This window comes from Paenibacillus pinisoli, assembly GCF_003605435.1.
Classification (GTDB): Bacteria; Bacillota; Bacilli; order Paenibacillales; family Paenibacillaceae; genus Pristimantibacillus; species Pristimantibacillus pinisoli.
The window spans coordinates 292,157-312,257 of sequence record NZ_QXQB01000003.1 but is presented as its reverse complement, the minus strand read 5'-3'; the positions used below and the strand labels follow the sequence as shown (position 1 = coordinate 312,257).

General features: G+C 53.0%; 16 protein-coding genes. 13 read left to right on the top strand and 3 right to left on the bottom strand.

The features are described 5' to 3' along the window. Positions 1-78 precede the first annotated feature (78 nt). A complete protein-coding gene (locus tag D3P09_RS14910) occupies positions 79-1,065 on the top strand; it encodes a Gfo/Idh/MocA family protein (protein ID WP_120111502.1) in 987 nt (328 codons plus the stop codon). 93 nt (positions 1,066-1,158) lie between these two features. Beyond that, the gene (locus D3P09_RS14905) at positions 1,159-1,869 is read left to right on the top strand and encodes a DUF4085 family protein (RefSeq protein ID WP_165867448.1); all 711 of its coding nucleotides are present in this window, start codon (positions 1,159-1,161) and stop codon (positions 1,867-1,869) included. On the opposite strand, the gene D3P09_RS14900 is transcribed toward D3P09_RS14905, so the two are convergent. Continuing rightward, positions 1,866-2,840, bottom strand: a complete 975-nt coding sequence (locus D3P09_RS14900) for an aldo/keto reductase (protein ID WP_120111497.1) — start codon at positions 2,838-2,840, stop codon at positions 1,866-1,868. The genes D3P09_RS14905 and D3P09_RS14900 overlap by 4 nt on opposite strands. Positions 2,841-3,012: 172 nt before the next feature. Here D3P09_RS14900 and lplA point away from each other — a divergent pair, with 172 nt between their 5' ends. The 7 genes from lplA (at position 3,013) to dcuC (ending at position 14,521) form a co-directional block, all read left to right on the top strand. Beyond that, positions 3,013-4,005 (top strand): lipoate--protein ligase, encoded by a 993-nt coding sequence (lplA, locus tag D3P09_RS14895; RefSeq protein WP_120111495.1) that lies wholly within the window; start codon positions 3,013-3,015, stop codon positions 4,003-4,005. A gap of 203 nt (positions 4,006-4,208) precedes the next feature. Continuing rightward, positions 4,209-6,821, top strand: coding sequence for a winged helix-turn-helix domain-containing protein (locus D3P09_RS14890; RefSeq protein ID WP_120111493.1), 2,613 nt, complete (start codon positions 4,209-4,211; stop codon positions 6,819-6,821). 89 nt (positions 6,822-6,910) lie between these two features. After that, positions 6,911-9,982, top strand: coding sequence for an S-layer homology domain-containing protein (locus D3P09_RS14885; protein WP_120111491.1), 3,072 nt, complete (start codon positions 6,911-6,913; stop codon positions 9,980-9,982). Between the two features lie 205 nt (positions 9,983-10,187). Next, a complete protein-coding gene (locus D3P09_RS14880) occupies positions 10,188-11,162 on the top strand; it encodes a LacI family DNA-binding transcriptional regulator (protein WP_120111488.1) in 975 nt (324 codons plus the stop codon). A 12-nt stretch (positions 11,163-11,174) separates the two neighbouring features. Next, complete coding sequence (rbsK, locus tag D3P09_RS14875) at positions 11,175-12,059, top strand: ribokinase (protein WP_120111485.1); 885 nt, start codon at positions 11,175-11,177, stop codon at positions 12,057-12,059. 71 nt (positions 12,060-12,130) lie between these two features. After that, entirely contained in the window at positions 12,131-13,057 is a 927-nt protein-coding gene (gene rihC / locus D3P09_RS14870) for a ribonucleoside hydrolase RihC (RefSeq protein WP_120111482.1), read from the top strand. A 33-nt stretch (positions 13,058-13,090) separates the two neighbouring features. Next, positions 13,091-14,521, top strand: coding sequence for a C4-dicarboxylate transporter DcuC (dcuC, locus tag D3P09_RS14865; protein WP_120111479.1), 1,431 nt, complete (start codon positions 13,091-13,093; stop codon positions 14,519-14,521). Between the two features lie 37 nt (positions 14,522-14,558). Here the strand turns inward: dcuC and D3P09_RS14860 are convergent, their stop codons facing one another. After that, a complete protein-coding gene (locus D3P09_RS14860) occupies positions 14,559-15,671 on the bottom strand; it encodes an AI-2E family transporter (protein WP_120111477.1) in 1,113 nt (370 codons plus the stop codon). 144 nt (positions 15,672-15,815) lie between these two features. Here D3P09_RS14860 and D3P09_RS14855 point away from each other — a divergent pair, with 144 nt between their 5' ends. From D3P09_RS14855 to D3P09_RS14840, 4 genes are all read left to right on the top strand, one after another. Beyond that, the gene (locus D3P09_RS14855) at positions 15,816-16,379 is read left to right on the top strand and encodes an RNA polymerase sigma factor (protein ID WP_243644200.1); all 564 of its coding nucleotides are present in this window, start codon (positions 15,816-15,818) and stop codon (positions 16,377-16,379) included. Continuing rightward, entirely contained in the window at positions 16,366-17,280 is a 915-nt protein-coding gene (locus D3P09_RS14850; protein ID WP_165867447.1) for a DUF4871 domain-containing protein, read from the top strand. Before D3P09_RS14855 ends, D3P09_RS14850 begins: the two co-directional genes overlap by 14 nt. 151 nt (positions 17,281-17,431) lie before the next feature. Next, positions 17,432-18,235 carry an adenosylmethionine decarboxylase gene (speD, locus tag D3P09_RS14845; RefSeq protein ID WP_120111473.1) on the top strand — a complete coding sequence of 268 codons (804 nt, stop codon included), beginning with the start codon at positions 17,432-17,434 and terminating at the stop codon, positions 18,233-18,235. Between the two features lie 14 nt (positions 18,236-18,249). Further along, positions 18,250-19,119, top strand: a complete 870-nt coding sequence (locus D3P09_RS14840) for an SDR family oxidoreductase (RefSeq protein WP_120111470.1) — start codon at positions 18,250-18,252, stop codon at positions 19,117-19,119. 85 nt (positions 19,120-19,204) lie between these two features. Here D3P09_RS14840 and D3P09_RS14835 read toward each other — a convergent pair whose 3' ends face one another. Beyond that, positions 19,205-20,101, bottom strand: a complete 897-nt coding sequence (locus tag D3P09_RS14835) for an SDR family oxidoreductase (RefSeq protein ID WP_424452442.1) — start codon at positions 20,099-20,101, stop codon at positions 19,205-19,207.

The window sequence follows — 20,101 nt, the reverse complement described above, 5'->3', positions numbered from 1 at the left end:
GTTAGGATATCTCTGATGCTCTCGCCCAATATAATATAGAACATATGTTTTTGTCAAAATGAGAAGGAGCTGTTCAACATGATACGATTCGGCCTTATCGGAACGAACTGGATTACCGAAAGATTCCTCGCGGCGGCCAAGCTGCACGAGCAATTCAGCCTGACGGCGGTCTATTCCCGCACGGAAGAGACAGCTGCGGCATTCGCGGACAAGCATGGAATTCCGCACCGCTTCACGAGCCTGGACGCTATGTTCGCCAGCGGAGAGATCGACGCCGTCTACATCGCAAGCCCTAACAGCTTTCATGCTCCGCATGCGGTCACGGCGATGAATCACGGCATTCACGTCTTGTGCGAGAAGCCGGCGGCTTCCAATGTCCGCGAGCTGAAGGAAATGATAGAAACGGCGAACCGCACAGGCACGTTGTTGATGGAAGCGGTGAAGTCGACGCTTATGCCGGGCTTTGGCGTTCTGCGCGACAATCTGGAGCGAATCGGACCGGTACGGCGATATTTTGCGAGCTTCTGTCAATATTCCTCCCGTTATGACGCCTACAAGGCAGGCGAGGTGATGAATGCGTTCAAGCCGGAGCTGTCGAACGGCTCCCTGATGGATATCGGCATCTATTGCATCTATCCTGCAGTTGCCCTATTCGGCAGACCTCGCACGGTCAAGGCGGAAGGGGTTAAGCTTGAGACAGGCGTAGACGGAGAAGGCAGCATCATTCTGGGCTACGATTCGATGGATGCGGTGCTGATGCATTCCAAGATTACTAGTTCATCGCTGCCGAATGAGATTCAAGGGGAGAACGGCAATCTTGTCATTAATAAAATCAGCGAGCCGGTGCGGATCGAGCTGCATACGCGTGACGGCCAGGTTCAGGATCTGACAAGGCCGACAATCGAGCATACGATGTACTATGAGCTGGATGAATTTATCCAGCTGCTGAATGAAGGCAAGCGAGAGTCATCGGTAAATACGCACGAGGTGTCTCTTATTACGATGGAAATTATGGACGAGGCCAGAAGGCAGCTCGGCATTGTCTATCCAGCCGATAACGTATAGAAGGTCTAAGGCCGGGGCGAGGGAGAGGAGCTCGTATCCGGCCCTTTTTTTGGCATGATTGGTGTCTGGCGTTCATATGAGGAGGGGACTAGGTTGAAGTACTTCACGGCGGAGCAGTATCGGAAGATGCAAATTCGGGGCTTTCTCGTCTTTCATGAAAGTGAGGAGGACTATGCAGCCGACAGGCAGTGGTATGTGGAGAATGACAGGGATTACGAGGCGGAATCGCTTGCCTTCTATTCCTATCTGGAGCCAATCATTACCCGCCATATGCCGCAAGAGCTACAGGAAGCTATTAAGCGCGGCGAAGGCGACTTGAAAAGAATGGGGATGCCGTCCACTGAATTTCGTAGAAAAGCCGAGGCATGGAAGCAAGACCTTGAGCGCGAATGGGAAGAGGCAAGGGATGCATATTGGACGCGTTACCGGCGGGTCGAGTCTAAGCTGCCCGAGGAGCGCAGCATCATCCACCGGCTTCATGACGCGAGGGTCATCGCCGCAACGGTCAGCGAGGATGAAAAAAGCATCGAGCTGCTGCTGGACTGCAGCGGCTCGATGCTTGGCCATGCTCATCTATTCCTTCGGTTCGAAGGTGTGACCCATTATGAGGCGCTCAGTCCCTTGCCGGGCAATCACTGGCTCTATGAGGAGCTGGACGTAAGCGGCGGCGGCTTCGAGCTGCGCGCGCTGCTGGATTCGGGCAGCGGCTTGCAGCATATGAATGAGCTTGTCATCCGGGCCAGCCGGGTGACGGCCGTATCGGAGCCGGCAGCTCACGAAAGCTCCAGCGACGGGCTGGATTAAGACAGCCGGTACACGGCGAATGGCTCGCCTTGCCTGAACGGCAGGCTGATCTCGTCCAGCCGCGCCAGCGTCTCAGCGCTCAGCCTCAGATCTAAGCTGGAGAGATTGTCGCGGAGCTGGCTGACACGTGTCGCGCCGACGATGACCGTGGAGACAGCGGGCCGGGCCATCAGCCAGGCAAGCGACAGCGTGCTTGCCGTCGTGCCGATTTCCGCCGCCAATTCATTCACCTGGCGCGCAAGCGTCAGGTTCCTCTCTTCCATGAACCGCTTGAAGCCGGGGTCAGTGTCTGCGCGCGAACCCTCCGGCGCATCCTGCGCCGAGGCATATTTGCCGGTAAGAATGCCGCCCGCCAGCGGGAAATATGGAATAACGCCGAGTCCTTGATCGAGGCAAAGCGGGATAAGCTCGCGCTCCGGCGTCCGGTCCGCAAGCGAATAGCTCGTCTGCATCGATACGTACGCATTCAGTCCCAGCTTGTCGCTGATGCCGAGTGCTTTCATAAGCTCCCACGCATAGTAGTTGGATGCGCCGATATAGCGGACTTTGCCGGAGCGCACCATATCATCGAGCGTCCGCAGCGTCTCTTCCAGCGGCGTCTCGGGATCGAAGGTGTGGATTTGGTACAAATCGACATAATCGGTATTCAGCCTTCGCAGGCTGCCCTCCAGCTCGCTCATCAGATGGCGGCGGGATGATCCGCGCTCATAGGCGCCCGCGCCGCGCGGCAAGCCTGCCTTGGTCGTCAGCACCGCTTCATGGCGTCTGCCCTCCAGCGCGAGGCCGATGATCCTCTCCGACTCCGTTCCGGCATAGATATTGGCAGTATCGATGAACGTAACGCCGTTATCCAGCGCCTCATGAATAATATCGATCGAAGCGCGCTCGTCGGACCGCTTGCCGAACGCGTTCGTCCCCAGTCCCAGAGCGGACACCTTCAGCCCGCTATTTCCCAAACGACGGTATTCCATATCAGATCAGCTCCTCACCATTTTTTACCCATTCTACTCCTCGTCCGCGGCAAAAGCTATCCCGGTTGAACCGGAGAGCCGCTCACAGGTATAATCTCCCTAAGGACATGCCTATTAGACAATGTACCTTTGGAAGCGGCCATAGCTTCGACAACGTGAAGGAGGATGACTCATGCGGTTCATCAGCAACAACGGCATTACCGATCCGGCGCTTAATCTGGCGCTTGAGGAATACATTCTTCGTTCCTTGCCGGACGAAGACGACTATCTTCTGTTCTATATCAACGAGCCGTCCATCATTATCGGCAAAAACCAGAATACGGTTGAAGAGATCAACGCCGAATATGTGAAGGACAACAATCTTCATGTCGTGCGGAGGCTGTCGGGAGGCGGCGCGGTCTATCACGACCTGGGCAATCTCAATTTCAGTTTCATTATGAAAGATGACGGCGGTTCATTCCATAACTTCAAGAAGTTCACGGAGCCTGTCGTCCGCGCGCTCCGCAAGCTGGGCGTAGAAGCCGAGTTGACCGGACGCAATGACCTGCAGGTCGGAGAGCGGAAGATATCCGGCAATGCTCAATTCCATACAAAGGGCAAAATGTTCAGCCACGGCACGCTTCTGTTCGACTCCGAGATTGAAAACGTGGTGTCGGCGCTTAAGGTCAACGCCGAAAAATATGTATCCAAGTCGACGAAATCGATCCGCAGCCGCGTGGCGAACATTTCCGAATTCCTGCAGGAGCCGATGACGACCGAGGAATTCCGGCAGAAGCTGCTGCAATCGCTGTTCGAGGATTCCGAAGAGATTCCGGTCTACGAGCTGAGCGACGGGGACTGGGACAAGGTCCGCAAGCTGGCGGACGAGCGCTATCGCAGCTGGGAGTGGAACTATGGCCGCTCGCCTGCTTTCAACGTGCAGCAGCGCAAGCGGATTGAAGGCGTCGGCACCTTCGACGTCCGTCTGCAAGTGGAAGAGGGCGTCATTGCGGAAGCGGCCATCTTCGGCGATTATTTCGGCAGGGGCGACAGCGCCGAGGTTGCGGAGCGTCTTGCGGGCACCCGTTATGATGCAGCTTCGCTGCGCGAGCTGACGGACAGCCTGGATTTGCCGTATTATTTTGGCGCAATTACGAAAGAACAGTGGCTTGAGCTATTGCTGTAAAATGCAGATAGTGGTACCGTTGACCGCTTGCCGCTCTGTGGTAGAGAGCATCAGGGACTAGTTATGCCGGTTTTATCAAGAAGAGGCCAGTCATTTGCCGGACTGGTCTTTTTTTGCGGTTCATTACACTCTTTTCGACGCTGTTCTGACAAAATGTGAGGTATAATGACATCAAAGATAATGCACAGAGAGGAAGAAGCAGGATGACTGGATCTGACTCGCATCTATTGACTTCCAAATTGCACATGCCCATACCGTCAAAAGCATATGTCTCTCGGCCTCAACTGCTTGATTTGCTGGATGAAGGGGCCCGAAGAAGAATCACCTATGTTTCCGCTCCGGCAGGCTATGGAAAAACCACGCTGATCAGCGCATGGGCTCATCAGCGTCAAGGCTGGGCAATCGGCTGGCTTTCCCTTGATGAAGGAGACAACGACCCCGTCCGATTCTGGCAATATGTCGCCGCTGCCATCGACTGCTGCCGTCCGGGATTTGCCGGGCGGGTCATGCCAGCGCTTGCATCCATGCCTTCAGAGGGCTTCGAGTCTTTTCTGATTCGATTTATGAACGAGCTTCGAAACGATAAAGGGAGAGTATACCTGGTCCTTGACGATTTTCATTTGATCCGTGAACCGCTCGTCATAGAAGCCTTCTTTTATTTGATCGATTATTTGCCTGAGGATATGCATTTGATTGTGGCGGCGCGAACCGATGCGATGCTGTCGAAAGCCAGATTTTTCAGCAGGGGCTGGGCTATGCGGCTTGATGAAACGCAGCTTCGATTTAATCTGGGGGATACAGAGGAGTTCCTCAGGCAGAGCGGCGTTCGCGGTTTGACTGGCGCACAGAAGGAACAAATACTGCAGATGACGGAAGGCTGGATTACTGGGCTGAAGCTGCTTTTGCTATCGCAGGTAAGGGAAGGCAAGTCATTCGATCTTGCAAAGGTAAGCAATCTTCCGGTAAACGGAAAAATGATGGAGCAGTATTTGTTCGAGGAGATTTTTGAGTCACTGACTGCCGAACAAAAGTCCTTTCTTATGGAATGCTCGCCATTAAACCGATTCAGCGAGCCATTATGCCGCGCGGTTACAGGAAGGGGCGATGCGGGACAGTGCATAGAGTTTTTGGAGAATGCCAACTTGTTTCTTATTCCGCTTGACCATGAACGGGGATGGTGGAGATTCCATCATCTCTTTGCAGATTTCCTGCGGGCCAGATTGGAGAAAGAGCGGCACGGGCGAGTAACCGAGCTCCAAAAAGCAGCCGCGGCATGGTTCGAAAGCCAGAAGCTTGAGGAGGAAGCGGTCGATTATTACTTGGCGGGGAAGTGTTATGAAGAGGCGGTCCGGTTGCTCGCAAAGATGAACGCATTCATGATTCGGCGCGAATTCTCTACATTGCGCGGATGGCTGTCGGTTATTCCGGAAGCATTGCTATGGGAGAATCGGTCGCTCTATTTATCCTACATACTTGCTTTGTTAATGGACAATAAGCCTGATCAGGCGGACTTGCTGCTGAGGCAAGCCGACGAGCGCTTAAGCGATCCGGTGTCAGATTGGAAAGAAGGGGAGAAAGAAAACCTGCTCGGCAATCTCCATTTCTTGCGAAGCATCAAGGCAACCAAATATGAGATGGACGTTGTGGACGGTCTTGGGCATATTATGCATTCCATGCGTTATATTCCAGAGGGGAGCGAGCTGCTGTATGCCTCGCCTTCGCCCCAGTTGGTCCCTACTGCCTTCCGCAATTATAACGGTAAACGAGGCAAGCATTTGCCGCGGGAGGTGGCCGAGCCATTATTTCGTGGAATGATTGAGTTTTTTACGCCTATGAATATTCAGGCGCAGGCGCGAATGTGCTACGCCGAATATTTGTACGAGCGCGACGAACTGGAAGAGTCAGAGAAGGAGCTGCGTCTGACTTTGGCAGAGAACACCGGCAATTCATTCCAACCGGAGAAGGTCTATCTGCCTGTCTACTTATTCCTCTCGAGGCTCTATCGTGCGAGACAGGATCCGGAGGAGTCGCTCCGATGGCTGGATGAAGCGGCTGCTGAGGCCGTAGCGAGAAAAGCGTCAGATGATATTTGGCTGTATCTTGAAGCGGAGCATGCAGCCATCGAGATAGAGCATGGAAGGCTGCAAGCGGCGGTTGAATGGCGGGACAAATACGAATTATCGTCTACGGACCCTGTGTCCATCTATCTGCTATTTCCTTATATTCTGCTTCTGCGCATTCTGATAGCGGAAGAGAACTACGACGAGGCTTATCCGCTTTCGATTAAGTTGCTGAAGGTATCAGAGAAGGGGCACCGTCCAATGGACGCTCTTGAAGTTCAGATTCTGCAGGCGATGATGTATCGCAGGACGGGCAAGACGGAGCATGCGCTGCTGACGCTGGAGGAGGCGCTTGGTTATGCGGAGCCGGACGGGTACACTCGTATCTTTTTGGACAAGGGAGTGGAAGTTGCAGGCTTGCTGAACGAGTATATGATGCATCGCAAAAGAGGCCATGTGGGCGGTGACCGGGGCTTGCCGACACTGGCATTCGTCAGGCGGGTGCTGCTTGGCTTCGGAGAGCAGGCCATCTCGATCCCGTCGGCGGGAGAGGTGTCTCTCAAGACTATATTAACCGAGAGGGAATATATGATTTATGCCAAGATGGCAGCAGGCTTGCACAATAAGGAGATTGCGTCAGAGCTGGGGATCGGCATGGGCACATTGAAGTCGCATATTAATCATATCTACGGCAAGCTGCAAGTGAGCAACCGTGTTGAAGCGCTGCGCCGCGGCAAGGAATTAGAAGGTCTATAACCTTACCTATAACCGCGGGTAGATTTCTTGAAAGACCTCACCATTTATAATACTAGAATGAAAGAAAGCAAGGGAGTGAGGCAAGTCAAATGAAGAAGATCATTCGGAAGATAGCCGCTGTTGCGCTCTCAGTGGCGGTCATCGTATCCGTGCTGCCGCTGACAGCTGAGCAGGCGGATGCAAGAGAAGCCAGCCAAGCGGGCATTGGAGGCGAACCTCCAGATCTGAGAAATCACTGGGCCAAAGCTGAGATAAAGGATTGGCTGTCAAAAGGATTCATGTCCGGGTATCCGGACGGGACATTCCGGCCTGATGCTTCCGTGACGCGGGCAGAGTGGATGAGTCTTGTCAATCGCCTTTTTGGATTCAGGGGGTCCTTCGGCAGTGTCGTCTATACCGACGTGTCGGAATCGGACTGGTATGCCAATGATGCGGCTGCAGCCGTCGCCCAGGGGTATATGAGCGGGAGCGAAGGCGGTAAACTGCTGCCAGAGAAAGATCTGACAAGGTTCGAGGCGGCTGTGATGTTGACCCGGCTTGGCAGTCTGAAGGGGCAGGAGATGCCGACTTCTTCAGAGGAATTGCCGGAATGGAGCCGGGATTCCGTGGGAGCAGTGATCGAAGCGGGCTGGATGAAGGGCTACCCGAACGGCTCGTTCGGAGGCAACAATCCGTTAACGCGTGCGCAAGCTGTTGTCGTATTGAACAGAGCATATGAGATGATTCGCGAAGCTGCGTATACGTACCGTGCCGCGGGATCGTACGGGCCGGCCGACGGTAATCTCGAACTGTCCGGTTCTACGAGCATCACAGCACCTGGCGTAATGCTTAGCAACATCATCATAGACGGCAATCTGACGATTGCCGAATCTGTCGGTGCAGGAGAAGTCTACCTGCGGAATGTGACCGTTAACGGAGAACTCTACGTTCGAGGTGGAGGTCTTCACAGCATCTATGTGGAAGACAGCGATATCCGTTCCTTGACGGTAAACAAGCTTGACGGCAACGTGCGTATTGTCGTCTCCGGCACTACAGCAATCGCTAATACAACGCTGCTGTCGGGAGCTGTATTGGAAGAACTGGAGCTTTCGGGGCAAGGTTTTGAGGCGCTATGGCTGACGAAGGAAATTGCGGCTCAGTCGCTGATTCGCCTGTTTGGTTCTTTCGACGAAGTTGTATCCGATGCGGATTCTATTAGCATTGAACTGAACAGCGGAGAGATCATTCGCTTGACCGTCAATCAGGGCTCGGATTTAATAGTCGATTTGGAGAAAGGGACACGTATCGCAAAAGCTGTCATTAAAGGGCTTGCCCGCTTCCTCGGGCTGGGTGTAGTGGAGCAAATCGAATACGAAGGAGCGACTTGGCCGGGACCGCTAGCAACAATGACGCCAACACCAACACCAACACCAACACCAACACCGACGCCAACACCAACAATGACGCCGACGCCAACGCCAACGCCAACACCGACGCCAACACCAACAATGACGCCGACGCCAACGCCAACACCAACGCCAACACCTGTTCAAGGGGCTTTTCGGGCAGAGGCACATGTGATCACGAGTAATCATATCGCAGGTGATGTGGTTGAAGTTAAGTTGATTGTTATGAGGGAAGACGATAGCGTTGATCAAAGCTTCACAGGTACGGAAGAGGTGCTGTTGTCAGGATTCAGCAAAGCGCCGGATGGAACAATTGGAAGCGTGGAGGAGCTGGAGATCACTGCAAACTCCATTCTTGCGGAAGCCGAATTTGTGAATGGTGAAGCAAATCTAAGTATGAAGCTCCATCACGCTGCGGAGCAGCGCCTATCCTTTACCATTGGACGATTAGTCCATCCGGCAACTACCGGAGTTGTGACGATTGAAGCTTCTTCTCCGGCCCAACTAGTGATTGCGGAACAGCCAAGCATCGTAGTTAAGTATAAGGAGATTATGCCTGTTCAGCCTGCTATTCATATCGTGGACAAATACGGCAACCGAACGTTATCGTCAGCTATCGTAACAGCGGCGCTAACAGACTCCGGGCATCAGCTTAGCGGGACTACATCCGTACAGGCTGAAGAAGGAGTGGCGGCGTTCATGGATTTAAGCATCCAGGGGATGGACACAGCTGTCAGGATTGAATTCACATCAAATGGTCTTCATGCCGTAGAGAGCGATCCCATTACGATCGAGTCTCCGTTCCATGATGGGGAAGGCACACTGAATAACCCTTTTATCGTAATGACGCCTTCTCATTTGGATATGATGAGGGACTTCCCGACTTCCAGCTTTGCGCTTGGTGCGGATATCGACTTGAACGGTTACATTACAGGTAACGGCTGGAGGCCGATTGGAACCAGAGAGCGCCCATTTACCGGAAGCTTGAATGGACATGGTTACAAGGTAAGTAATATGACCATTACAGATAACTCAAGTCACACTGGTCTTGGATTATTCGGTACTATAAGTGAACAGGCTGATATCCGGAATTTGCGAATGGAGAATGCCTACATCCAGGGAGCATTCAACATAGGAGCTTTGGCTGGATATGTGGAAGGCAGCGTGACAATTACAAATGTTCATGCGACAACGACGATTCGCAGAGATCCTAATGGAGGTGCTTCATATGCTGGAGGATTAATTGGCCGGTTGGAGCCCCAGGCTACTTTGTTCCGCTCATCTGCCCATGTCGATATTGAAGGGTTGCAATACATTGGCGGATTAGTAGGGGCTAATTCGGGAATTATTTTGGAATCTTACGCAACCGGCAATGTATCCAATAATGGTTGGGGATTAGGCGGGTTAGCAGGCATTAATCTGGGTACAATCACCAATAGCTGGTCGAGCGCTACTGTCGAGGGAGGCTCCAACAATGTCGGGGGCTTGGTTGGCGAGAATTATAACCAGGGTTCCATTACCCACTCTTATTCGATTGGCCCCGTGAATAGCGCCGCTCAGAACAGGGGCGGACTGGTCGGCATGAATGGCGGAAGCATTATGGCTTGCTACTACGACATGGAGAAGAGCCTGCAATTCGATATTGGAAAAGGCGTCGGAATGCTAACCTTAATGATGCAAAATCCCAGTACGTATAATGGGTGGATGTCATTACCGATTGTTGGGATTTGGGACATGCAGCCCGGCGAGTATCCCAAACTTCGTTTTAACCCTTAACCGGGTGAATATGGCTTTGTTTGTAAGCTCGTAAGATTATCTTAATTTCTCAACTAGAAGACCAGCCGCTTGCCGCGCTGGTCTCTTTGTCGTTTCAGTGAACCTCGGCCGACACCGTTCCGACAAAATCTGATATATTGACTAACGTTATAATCAAGTGTATATTAATTGTGTAACCGGTTACCTATCAGGGTGGAGTGAGAGTATGACTTCAATTAAAGACGTTGCGAGGATTGCGGGCGTATCTGTTGCGACGGTGTCCAGAGTGCTGAACGATAAAGGATATGTAGGTCAGCGCACAAGAGAAAAGGTTGAAAAGGCTATCAAAGAAACAAGCTACAAGCCCAACGAAGTGGCGAGAAGCTTGTTCAAGAAGCAGTCGAGTACGATCGGCTTAATTGTTCCTGATATCATGAACCCATTCTTTACCGAGCTCGCCCGGGCTGTTGAAGATATGGCCACGAAGCTTGGCTATAATGTTATACTGTGCAACTCCGATGGTAATGGAGATAAAGAGCAAGCCTACTTGGATGTACTGAAGCAGCAATATGTAAACGGTATTATTGTTTCTTCCAATACACTGACTGCTCAGCAGGTTGAAGAGCTTAACATTCCTGTCGTAAGCATTGACCGAGAGATCAGCAAGGGGCTTCCGACAATTGTAGTGGAGAACAAGAAGGGCGCCATAATGGCAACGCGCTATTTGCAGAGCAAGGGGTGCAAGCACATTGGCCATATCAGAGGTTCTTATGGCGTAGTCAATGCGGAAGAGCGTTATGAAGGCTATAAAGAAGTCGTTGCGGGTGAGGCTTGGTTCAGAGAAAGCTATATCGTGGAAGGAAACTACGATATGCAGACAGCCATTGAAGCGACGGCAGGGCTGCTGCGTCAGCATCCGGAGATAGACGGCATTTTTGCAGCCAATGATATTATGGCTATCGGGGCGCTTAAAGTCGCTCACCAGCTTGGCAAGAAGGTGCCCGAAGAGCTTGCCGTTATCGGATTTGACGGAATTAAGCTGTCCACCGTTATGACGCCGGAGCTAACGACCATTGTTCAGCCTATTTACAAATTGGGAGAAGTATCTGCTGAGATGCTGATTAGTCTAATGGAGCAACAACCTATAGAGAACACTTATTATAAATTGGATGTAGAGCTGATAGAGAGAAATTCTACTTAAGGAGTTACCGGTGTGGAGCAGAAACCCAAAATTACCGTTGTAGGCAGCATTAATATGGATTTAGTGACGATAACTTCCCAGGTGCCGAAGGTAGGCGAGACGCTCTTCGGCAATCGTTTCCAAATGAATCCTGGAGGCAAAGGAGCTAATCAGGCAGTAGCTGCCGCTAGGCTTGGAGCTCATGTTCAATTAATCGGCTGCATTGGCAATGATGATTTTGGCCAGCAGATTCTGAGGCATCTTCAAAAGGAAGGTGTCGATGTAAGCAATGTGGAACCGGTTACAGATTCGACGGCGACGGCAACGATTGTAGTGGCTGACGGGGACAATAGTATCATTGTTGTGCCTGCGGCTAATAATTATGTAACAGCTGCGTTCGTTGAATCCAAGCGGGAAGTGATTGCAGCAAGCGATATTCTCATTCTTCAATTGGAGATTCCGCTGGAAGGCGTACAGAAGGCTGTTGAGATTGCGAAGGAGAACGGCGTAACGGTTATTCTTAATCCGGCCCCTATTCAAGAGCTGCCGTCTGAACTCATTCACGATATCGATTATCTGACTCCGAACGAACACGAACAAACCTTGCTCAGACAAGGGAGAAGCGCAGAAGAGCTGGATGGGAAGCTGATCGTCACGAAGGGAAGCCAAGGCGTGTCCATTCGCGAGGGCGGCAAGGACATCCACATTCCAGCTTTCAAGATCGATGTAGTGGATACGACTGGAGCCGGGGATTCATTTAATGGAGGGCTGGCCCTTGCGCTTTCGAAAGGCGTTCCGCTCAGGGAAGCTTGCTACTATGGGAACGCAGTTGCAGCGATGTCTACTACGAAGCTTGGAGCACAGACAGGAATGCCTACAGCAGCAGAAGTGGAAGAGTTTATTAAGAGCCGGGCGTAATAACCCGGCGGCTGCTTTATATATGCATTGGAATCGCTTACTTCATATTTCATTTTAGGAGGAATTATACGATGACTCAACAACCAAGACCAATCATTATTGACACAGATCCAGGGATTGATGATGCCGTTGCGCTTGCCATAGCTCTTTATAGCGAAAAGCTGGATGTCCGCTTAATTACGACGATTGCCGGCAATGTCAGCCTTCAGAAGGTAACGACTAACGCTTTGCGTTTGCTGAAGTTCTTTGGCAAAAACGTCCCGGTTGCGCTTGGTGCGGATAGGCCTCTCATCAAGGCTCCTATTGATGCCAGCGATATCCACGGTTCAACGGGGATGGACGGCTTTGAATTTGAAGAGCCGACGGAGGATCTGGTGTTGAAGGAGCATGCCGTGAATGCTATGCGCCGCGTCATTATGGAAAGCGATGAGCCTATCACCTTGGTGCCTATCGGTCCGCTAACCAATATCGCGCTCTTGCTTAAGATGTACCCGGAAGTCAAAGAGAAGATTGCGGAAATCGTATTGATGGGCGGCTCCACAACACGCGGGAATATGGGCGTCATGTCCGAATTTAATATATTCGCCGATCCGGAAGCGGCGAAGATCGTCTTCTCTGCCGGTCTGCCTGTTGTCATGGTGGGACTCGATGTGGGCTTGAAGGCATTGGTGTATCCGGAAGACAGCGCTGAGCTGAAAGTGATGAATAAGACCGGGAACATGATTTATCAATTGTTCCAAAAATATAGAGGCGGCAGCATGAAGACGGGCTTGAAGATGTACGACAGCTGCGCGATCGCCTACCTGCTGCAGCCGGAAATGTTCCAAGTGGCGGACACATTTGTGGATGTAGAGCTGAACGGATCATTAACTGCGGGATGTACGGTCGTAGATTTGAAGGGATACTTGAAGCAGCCTAGCAACGCCAAAGTATGCGTCGATCTGGATCCGGACATGTTCAAGCAATGGTTCATGGAAAGTTTGAGAAAATGCAATTAACTACACCATTCCAATTAGGGAAGGAATAACATCATGGATTCTAACATCATCATGTATGCTTCGGCGATTATAGCCGTATCGATCGTTATTTATATGCTGATCAAAAAGATGGATATCAAAATTACGCTCTTCTTGATGGGCATCATTCTCATCCTCATCAGCATGGGCATGGGAAAAGAAATTGCGATTAAAGGATTTGAGTCAACGGGATCGTTTTGGCTGGATCCGCTTGAAGTCATAGTTGCGCAGTTCAAACAAACCTTTGGAGCCGCGGGCTTTATCGTCCTTATCTTGGGCGGATATACGGCTTACATGTCCTCCATCGGCGCCAATGAGGTGACGGTAAATGCGTTAACGAAACCTATCGCCAAAATCAAATCCGTATATATCTTGGTACCAATCGTATTCTTGTTAGGCAACGCATTGTCCCTGGTTATTCCTAGTGCATCAAACCTGGCAATCATCTTGCTCGCCACTCTTTATCCGATCTTGAGAAAAGCGGGCATGACAGCCCTGACCGCAGGCGCGGTCATCGCTACGTCGGCAACCATTGTACCGACTCCGCTAGGAAGCGACAACGTGGCGATTGCCGAGGAATTGGCCAAGCATGCCATGTTCGAGGGCATGAATGTTACGAACTATGTCTTCAACTATCATGCCGTCGTGTCCATTCCGACGCTGATCTTTATCGCAATCGTTCATTACTTCTGGCAGAAGCGAATGGATAAAAAAGAAAAGCTGAATGTAAAAGCCGATGAAGCAGAGAACCTTGATGCGCCAGCTGTTGCTGAGATCAGCGGAGGCAAGCTGTTCAAAACGGTATATGCGATTCTTCCGATCTTCCCTATCATCTTGTTGTTAGGTGTATACGCTGTTCAGATCACGACAGGCGAATCGATCAACATTAGTGTAGAGGTAGCGACACTGGTATCCCTGATTCTCGCTATTGTGTGTGAATTGATCAGGCATAAAGGAAATAAGAGTGTCTTGGAGAAGACGGAAGCCTTCTTCAAAGGCATGGGCGGAGCTATTCCGATCGTGGCATTGCTCGTAGCCGCATCCGTATTCGTAACGGGTCTGAAATCGATTGGTTTGGTGGACGAGCTTCAAACCTCGATGCAGCATATTCAAGGGAATGGGCTGGACTTTATCCTGCCGCTCATCCTGGTAGCGCTGACTGCTCTTATCGTTATCTTGAGCGGAAGCGGCACAGCCCTGATCTTTGCGATGGTGCCGCTTATCGTGCCATTGGCGGTTGCAGCGGGCATTAGCCCGATTGCGATTTCCGTTCCGCTTGGCCTGTCGGGCAATCTCTTCCGTGCCGTCTCGCCGGTAGCCGCAGTAATCCTAATCGTGGCCGGAACGGTGAAAGCCGACCCGATCGCCATTGTCAAACGGACGTCTGTTCCAATGATTGCCGGAGTCATCTTTATGTTCGTGCTTTCGATGATTGTATTCCTATAAAGCGAAGCTCCACGGTCTAATAAAGGCTGCCCGGAAGTCATAACCGACTTCCGTGGCAGCCTTTGTCATGCTCGCGGCGACGGGACAGATACAGATTGCGCCCATGCTTGATGATCACTTTTACAACCGCATATACAGGCACTACGATCAGGATGCCGATCAGTCCGGAGACACTGCCTGCCGCTACGATTAGCACGATGACCGTGACGGGGTGGATGTCCATCGTCTTGCCCATGACCTGCGGGGAGATGAAGTTGCCTTCAATCTGCTGGATGATGACGGTGACCAGCACGACGTACAGCGCTTTGACGGGGTCCTGGAACAGCGCGACCAACACGGCTGGCGCCGCGCCGATGACCGGCCCGAAGAATGGCACGATATTGGCGAGCATGCCGATGACGGCGAGGACTAGCGCATACTCCAGGCCGATGATGGAATAGCCCGCTAACAGCATGAGGCCAACAACGATGCTGATGACTGCTTTGCCCCGGATGAAGGAAGACAGCGTCTCGTCCAGCTCCTTCAGCAAAGCGGGCATTTGCTCTCTGTAGGCTGGAGGCGTCAAGGCGATTAAGCGGGGCACAAGCTTGTCTCCGTCCTTCAGCATATAGAACAGAATGAACGGCACGAGTCCAAGGACGAACAAGGCATTGCTCATCCAGTTGAAGACGCGCAGCAGGCTGCTTGCGATGGAGCCTGCATACCGGTTCCACTCCGACCCGATCTCCTGGCTGAGATTCGGGATCGCTTCCTTGATAGGCGGGGCCAGCGCCTCCTGCCCGTTGCGGAGCGACTCGATGCCGTCGGCTACGAATTCGACCATCTCGGGCACTTGCGCCGCGAAGCTGGTGAATTGCTTCTGAAAGAACGGCCCCGCCGTCCAGATGATGCCTGCAAGCGACAAGCCGATAGCGACAAAGACTAGAAGCACCGCGAGCCCGCGCGGTGCTTTTCGCCTCTCCAGCCATTCCACGAGCGGGCGAAACAGATAATACAAGACGCCGGTAACGGCGAACGGAAAAAACACCGCATTCAGAACGACGCCGATGGGACGAAGCCATTCGCGGTTCAGGCGGAGCAGATAAAACAACAGCAGCACCAGAATAGCGGCTACGAGCCATTTCAGCCCCTTTTTTTCTCTCCACGACATCTCATTCGTCCCCTTCCCTATTGCTCTCGAATCATGATAGCTTTAAGGTAAATAACCCCGGATACGGAACATGAAACGATAAAATATTGGAAAACGGGAACCGGAAGGCCGCTTGAAGACACTTATTCATAGAGGTGAAGAGCAGTGGAGAAGCATTACTTGCATCATCTGGCGCCGGGCTTCGACCGCTCTGCCGTGCTGGAGGAACTGATGAGTCAGTATGGCGAGGATGTCTGGAATTTCGCTTACTTTCTGACCCGCCAGAGGGAGGCTGCCGATGACATAGCCCAGGACGCGTTTCTTGCGGCATACAACAGCCTGTACAGCTTCAGGGGCGAAGCCAGCGTCAAGAGCTGGCTGCTTGGCATTACGAGGTACAAGGCGCTGGGGTATTTGCGCAATGCCTTTGTGCGCAGAGTCGTGCTGATGGGTTCGTTCAGAGAGGACGGCGCCTCAGCGTCCGCCGAGCAAGTCGCGTTCGAGCGAATGGCTTCGCGGGAGGTATGGGATACCGTGCTGGAGCTGCCAAGGAAGTATAGGGAAGTGCTGCTCCTGGCCTATCACTTCGGGCTGAAGACGGAGGAGATCGCAGCAGCGCTCGGCTTGCCGGAAGGTACGGTCAAGTCCAGGCTGTCCCGTGCCAGGAAAAAGATGTCCGAATGCTGGTCGCGCAGGGAAGACGGGAGGCATGAGTATGAGCAAGCATGATCGGAGCTGGGAGGATCGGCTGGCGGAATCGCCCTTTGATTCGTCCCGTTTCACAGAGGAGCTGAAGGAAAACGTGAGAAGCCGTGTGAAAGGCGGTGCTGTAAGAAGGAGCCTTAGGGTGCCGGCCGTGCTCCTGGGGGCGGTCGCTTTTATCGGATTGGTTATCTTTTATGCGATGGACGGAAGCTCGCTCTTCAGCAGGGGGGAGCAAATAGAGGCGCGTCAGGCTTATTATCGGGATGGACAGCTGCTGCTGGAGGCATTCCCCGACCCTGAGCTGAAGGCAGGCATTTCGTACGGATATCTGTTTCATTTTGCAGCTCCATTCGAAGAGTTGAGAGGAAAGACGCTTTCTCTGGAGGCGGTGCATCTGCGCACGGGAGAGAGGACAAAGGCTGTTGAGCCTTTTGTAGTCGAGGCCCCGAGCTCAGGCTACGAGGGGCTGGAGAGATGGACCGCAAGCTTCGCGCTGCCGTTGCCGGGAATGTGGCGATATGAATTCACTTTAGACGGTGAGCATTATGCGGATGTGGTGCTGGAGGTCGCGGAGCCGGACTGGTCGCTTACACCAACCTTCTCCAAGGAAACCTACGAGCTAAGAGGCATTCCGGGCACCATTGCTTTCGTTGATCCCGGCTTTATCGCCAACCAACACAACAAATATATGTGGTTCTTCTTGGACAGGAATCTGGCTCAGAAGGGCGATTTTGAGGTGAAGGCTGTCAGGGAAGGCAGCGATAAGCTGTTATCTATCCTCAAGTACGGGCCGGCGGGCAGCTATGACAGACTGCCATCCTCCATGATGCTGCCGGAGCCGGGCAAATGGCGGCTGCTGCCTTATATGAACGGCAAGCTGATTGGAAGCATTGTGGTTGACGTTGCAAAAAACGAAGAAAGCTAAGGCCGAGGACATCCCCTTGTTCCCTATAACGGGCAGCGAGGCGGGTGTCTTTTTGGTATGGGCGGATGAGCAGGGAATAGCCGAGGGCAGATTCATGGAATTGGCAGGGGGGTAAAAGGAAATAGTAGGTATGGAAAAGAGGTGCTCCCAAGTGAAACTGACGCCGGAGCAGCGGATTCAGCTGCATGGCTTCAACAATCTGACGAAATCGCTGAGCTTCAATATGTATGACATCTGCTACACGAAGACGAAGGACGAGCGGGAGGCGTACATCGCTTATATCGACGAGCAATACAATTCGGACAGGCTCACCTCGATATTGAATCATGTGGCGGATATGATCGGCGCCCATGTGCTCAATACGGCGAAGCAGGATTATGTGCCGCAAGGGGCGAGCGTAACGCTTCTCGTATCCGAAGGGCCTGTCGTGGAAGTGCCGATCGACTCCTTCGAGGAGACCCCGGGTCCGCTCCCCTCCACTGTCGTCATGGCGCTGGACAAGAGCCATATTACGGTGCATACGTACCCCGAGTACCATCCGAGCGAAGGGATCAGCACGTTCCGCGCGGATATCGACGTATCGACATGCGGGGAGATATCGCCGCTGAAGGCGCTGCGCTACCTGATTCATTCCTTCGACACGGATATTATGATGATCGATTACAGGGTGCGCGGCTTTACCCGGGATATCGATGGCAACATGCTGTTCATCGACCATGAGATCAACTCGATCCAGAATTATATCCCGGAGGAGCAGAGCAGGCTCTACGACATGATTGACGTGAACATCTATCAGGAAAATACGTTCCATACGAAATGCAGGCTGAAGCAGTTCGATCTGAACAATTATTTGTTCGGGTATACGAAGGACTCGTTAAGCGAAGGCGAGCAGGCGGAGATTGAAAGGCTGCTCCGGCGCGAGATGGACGAAATTTTTTATCATATTGCAAAGTAAAGGAGAGGGTAAGAATGGCGAACTCCAATGAGAAGAAGCAAGTGTTCCCGCCTCAAAATCAGGAGAGACAGCCCGGCATTGAAGCGGATATGAGCCCGCAGCCGATCTTCGAGACGAATCAGTACAAGGCGGCAGGCAAGCTGGAGGGCAAGGTTGCGGTCATTACAGGCGGGGACAGCGGTATAGGCCGGGCGGTCGCAGTTGCTTACGCGAAGGAAGGCGCATCGCTTGTCATTGCTTATAAGGACGAGCATGACGATGCCAACCGGACGAAGGAGATTGTGGAGCAGCATGGCGTGAAATGCAAGCTTGTAGCGGGCGATATCGGATCCGAGACGTTCGGGCAAGGGCTCATCCGCGCAGCTATCGAAGCCCACGGCAAGCTGGACATTCTGGTGAACAATGCGGCAGAGCAGCATGTGCGCCAGAAGCTGGAGGATATTACGCCAAGGCAGCTTGAAGCGACGTTCCGCACCAATGTATTCGGCATGTTCCATGTGACGATTGCGGCTATGCCTCATCTCAAGCAAGGCGGCACGATCATTAATACCGCTTCGATCACGGCATACAAAGGCAACCCGACGCTGATCGACTACTCCTCGACGAAGGGTGCTGTCGTATCGTTCACTCGCGCGCTCGCGGCCAATCTCGCAGGACAAGGCATACGCGTCAACGGCGTTGCTCCCGGACCGATCTGGACGCCGCTTATCCCGGCTTCCTTCGATCAGCAGGCGGTGTCGACCTTCGGCTCGGATACGCCGATGGGCAGGCCCGGCCAGCCCCATGAACTGGCGGCAGCCTATGTCTATCTTGCATGCGAAGATTCCAGCTATATGACAGGCCAGATCCTGCATATTAACGGCGGAGAGATCGTGAACGGATAAGGCGACGCATAGAAGAAGCCTCCAGCCCACGTTCATGGTGGTTCTGGAGGCTTCTCGCGTCATGCGCAGCCAATTCTATGAAGGCTTATAGAAAGCCGCGCTCCTTCGCATAGCGTCCCCAATGCGGGTATCGGCCGTCGATGTCCATAATGCCGTACAGGTCCGACAAATCCCAGCTCGCCAGCACGGCGCCGCTCTTCGCCGCATAATCCGGATCGGCTGCCAGCGCCGCGATGCCTCTGCCAATGAAGCGGGGCGTCTCCGACTGCCCGAAGTGCTCAGCGTTCGGTTTGCCGCTCCCAACGGCGTCCTGCCAGTTGGTTTCTGCCACGCCGTAATGCTCCAGCATCTCCTCGGAGCGGAGGAAGCCTGGCGTCACAGCGACAGCGGACACGCCATGCGGCTTCAGCTCCGCGGCCATGGCTTCTGCCAGATGGATCGACGAGATTTTGGCAAGGCTGTAGAATAGATTGCCCCGGTACCGGTAATCGATCCCGTCGGTAATCTCGACAACAAGGCCTGATCCCTGCTCAAGCATAAGAGGAGCGCCGTAATAGCTGGTGATGAGATGCGCCTTCACGGCTCTCTCCTGAATAAGGAGGCCGTTCGCGAGCGAATGCTTCCAGAATCGCGCGTCCCAATCCACCAGCTTCTCGCCTCCCCAAACATTGTTCACGAGCACATCCAGCTGCCCGTTCTGCTCGCGCTTGATCTGCTCGAACAGCGCCGCCACATCGGCTTCATTCGTATGGTCGACGCGAACGGCGATGCCGTTGCCTCCCGCTTCGGTGACGAGCTGCGCCGTTTCCTGCACCGTCTCGCTCCGGTTCAGATCTGACGGGCTTCCGGCTATGCTGCGTCCCGTACAGTACACGGTTGCGCCCGCTTCGCCCAGGCTGACGGCGATGCCTCTGCCCGCCCCTCTGGTAGCCCCGGCCACAACGGCGATTTTTCCTTTCAGCGGTTTGTTGGTTGACATCAT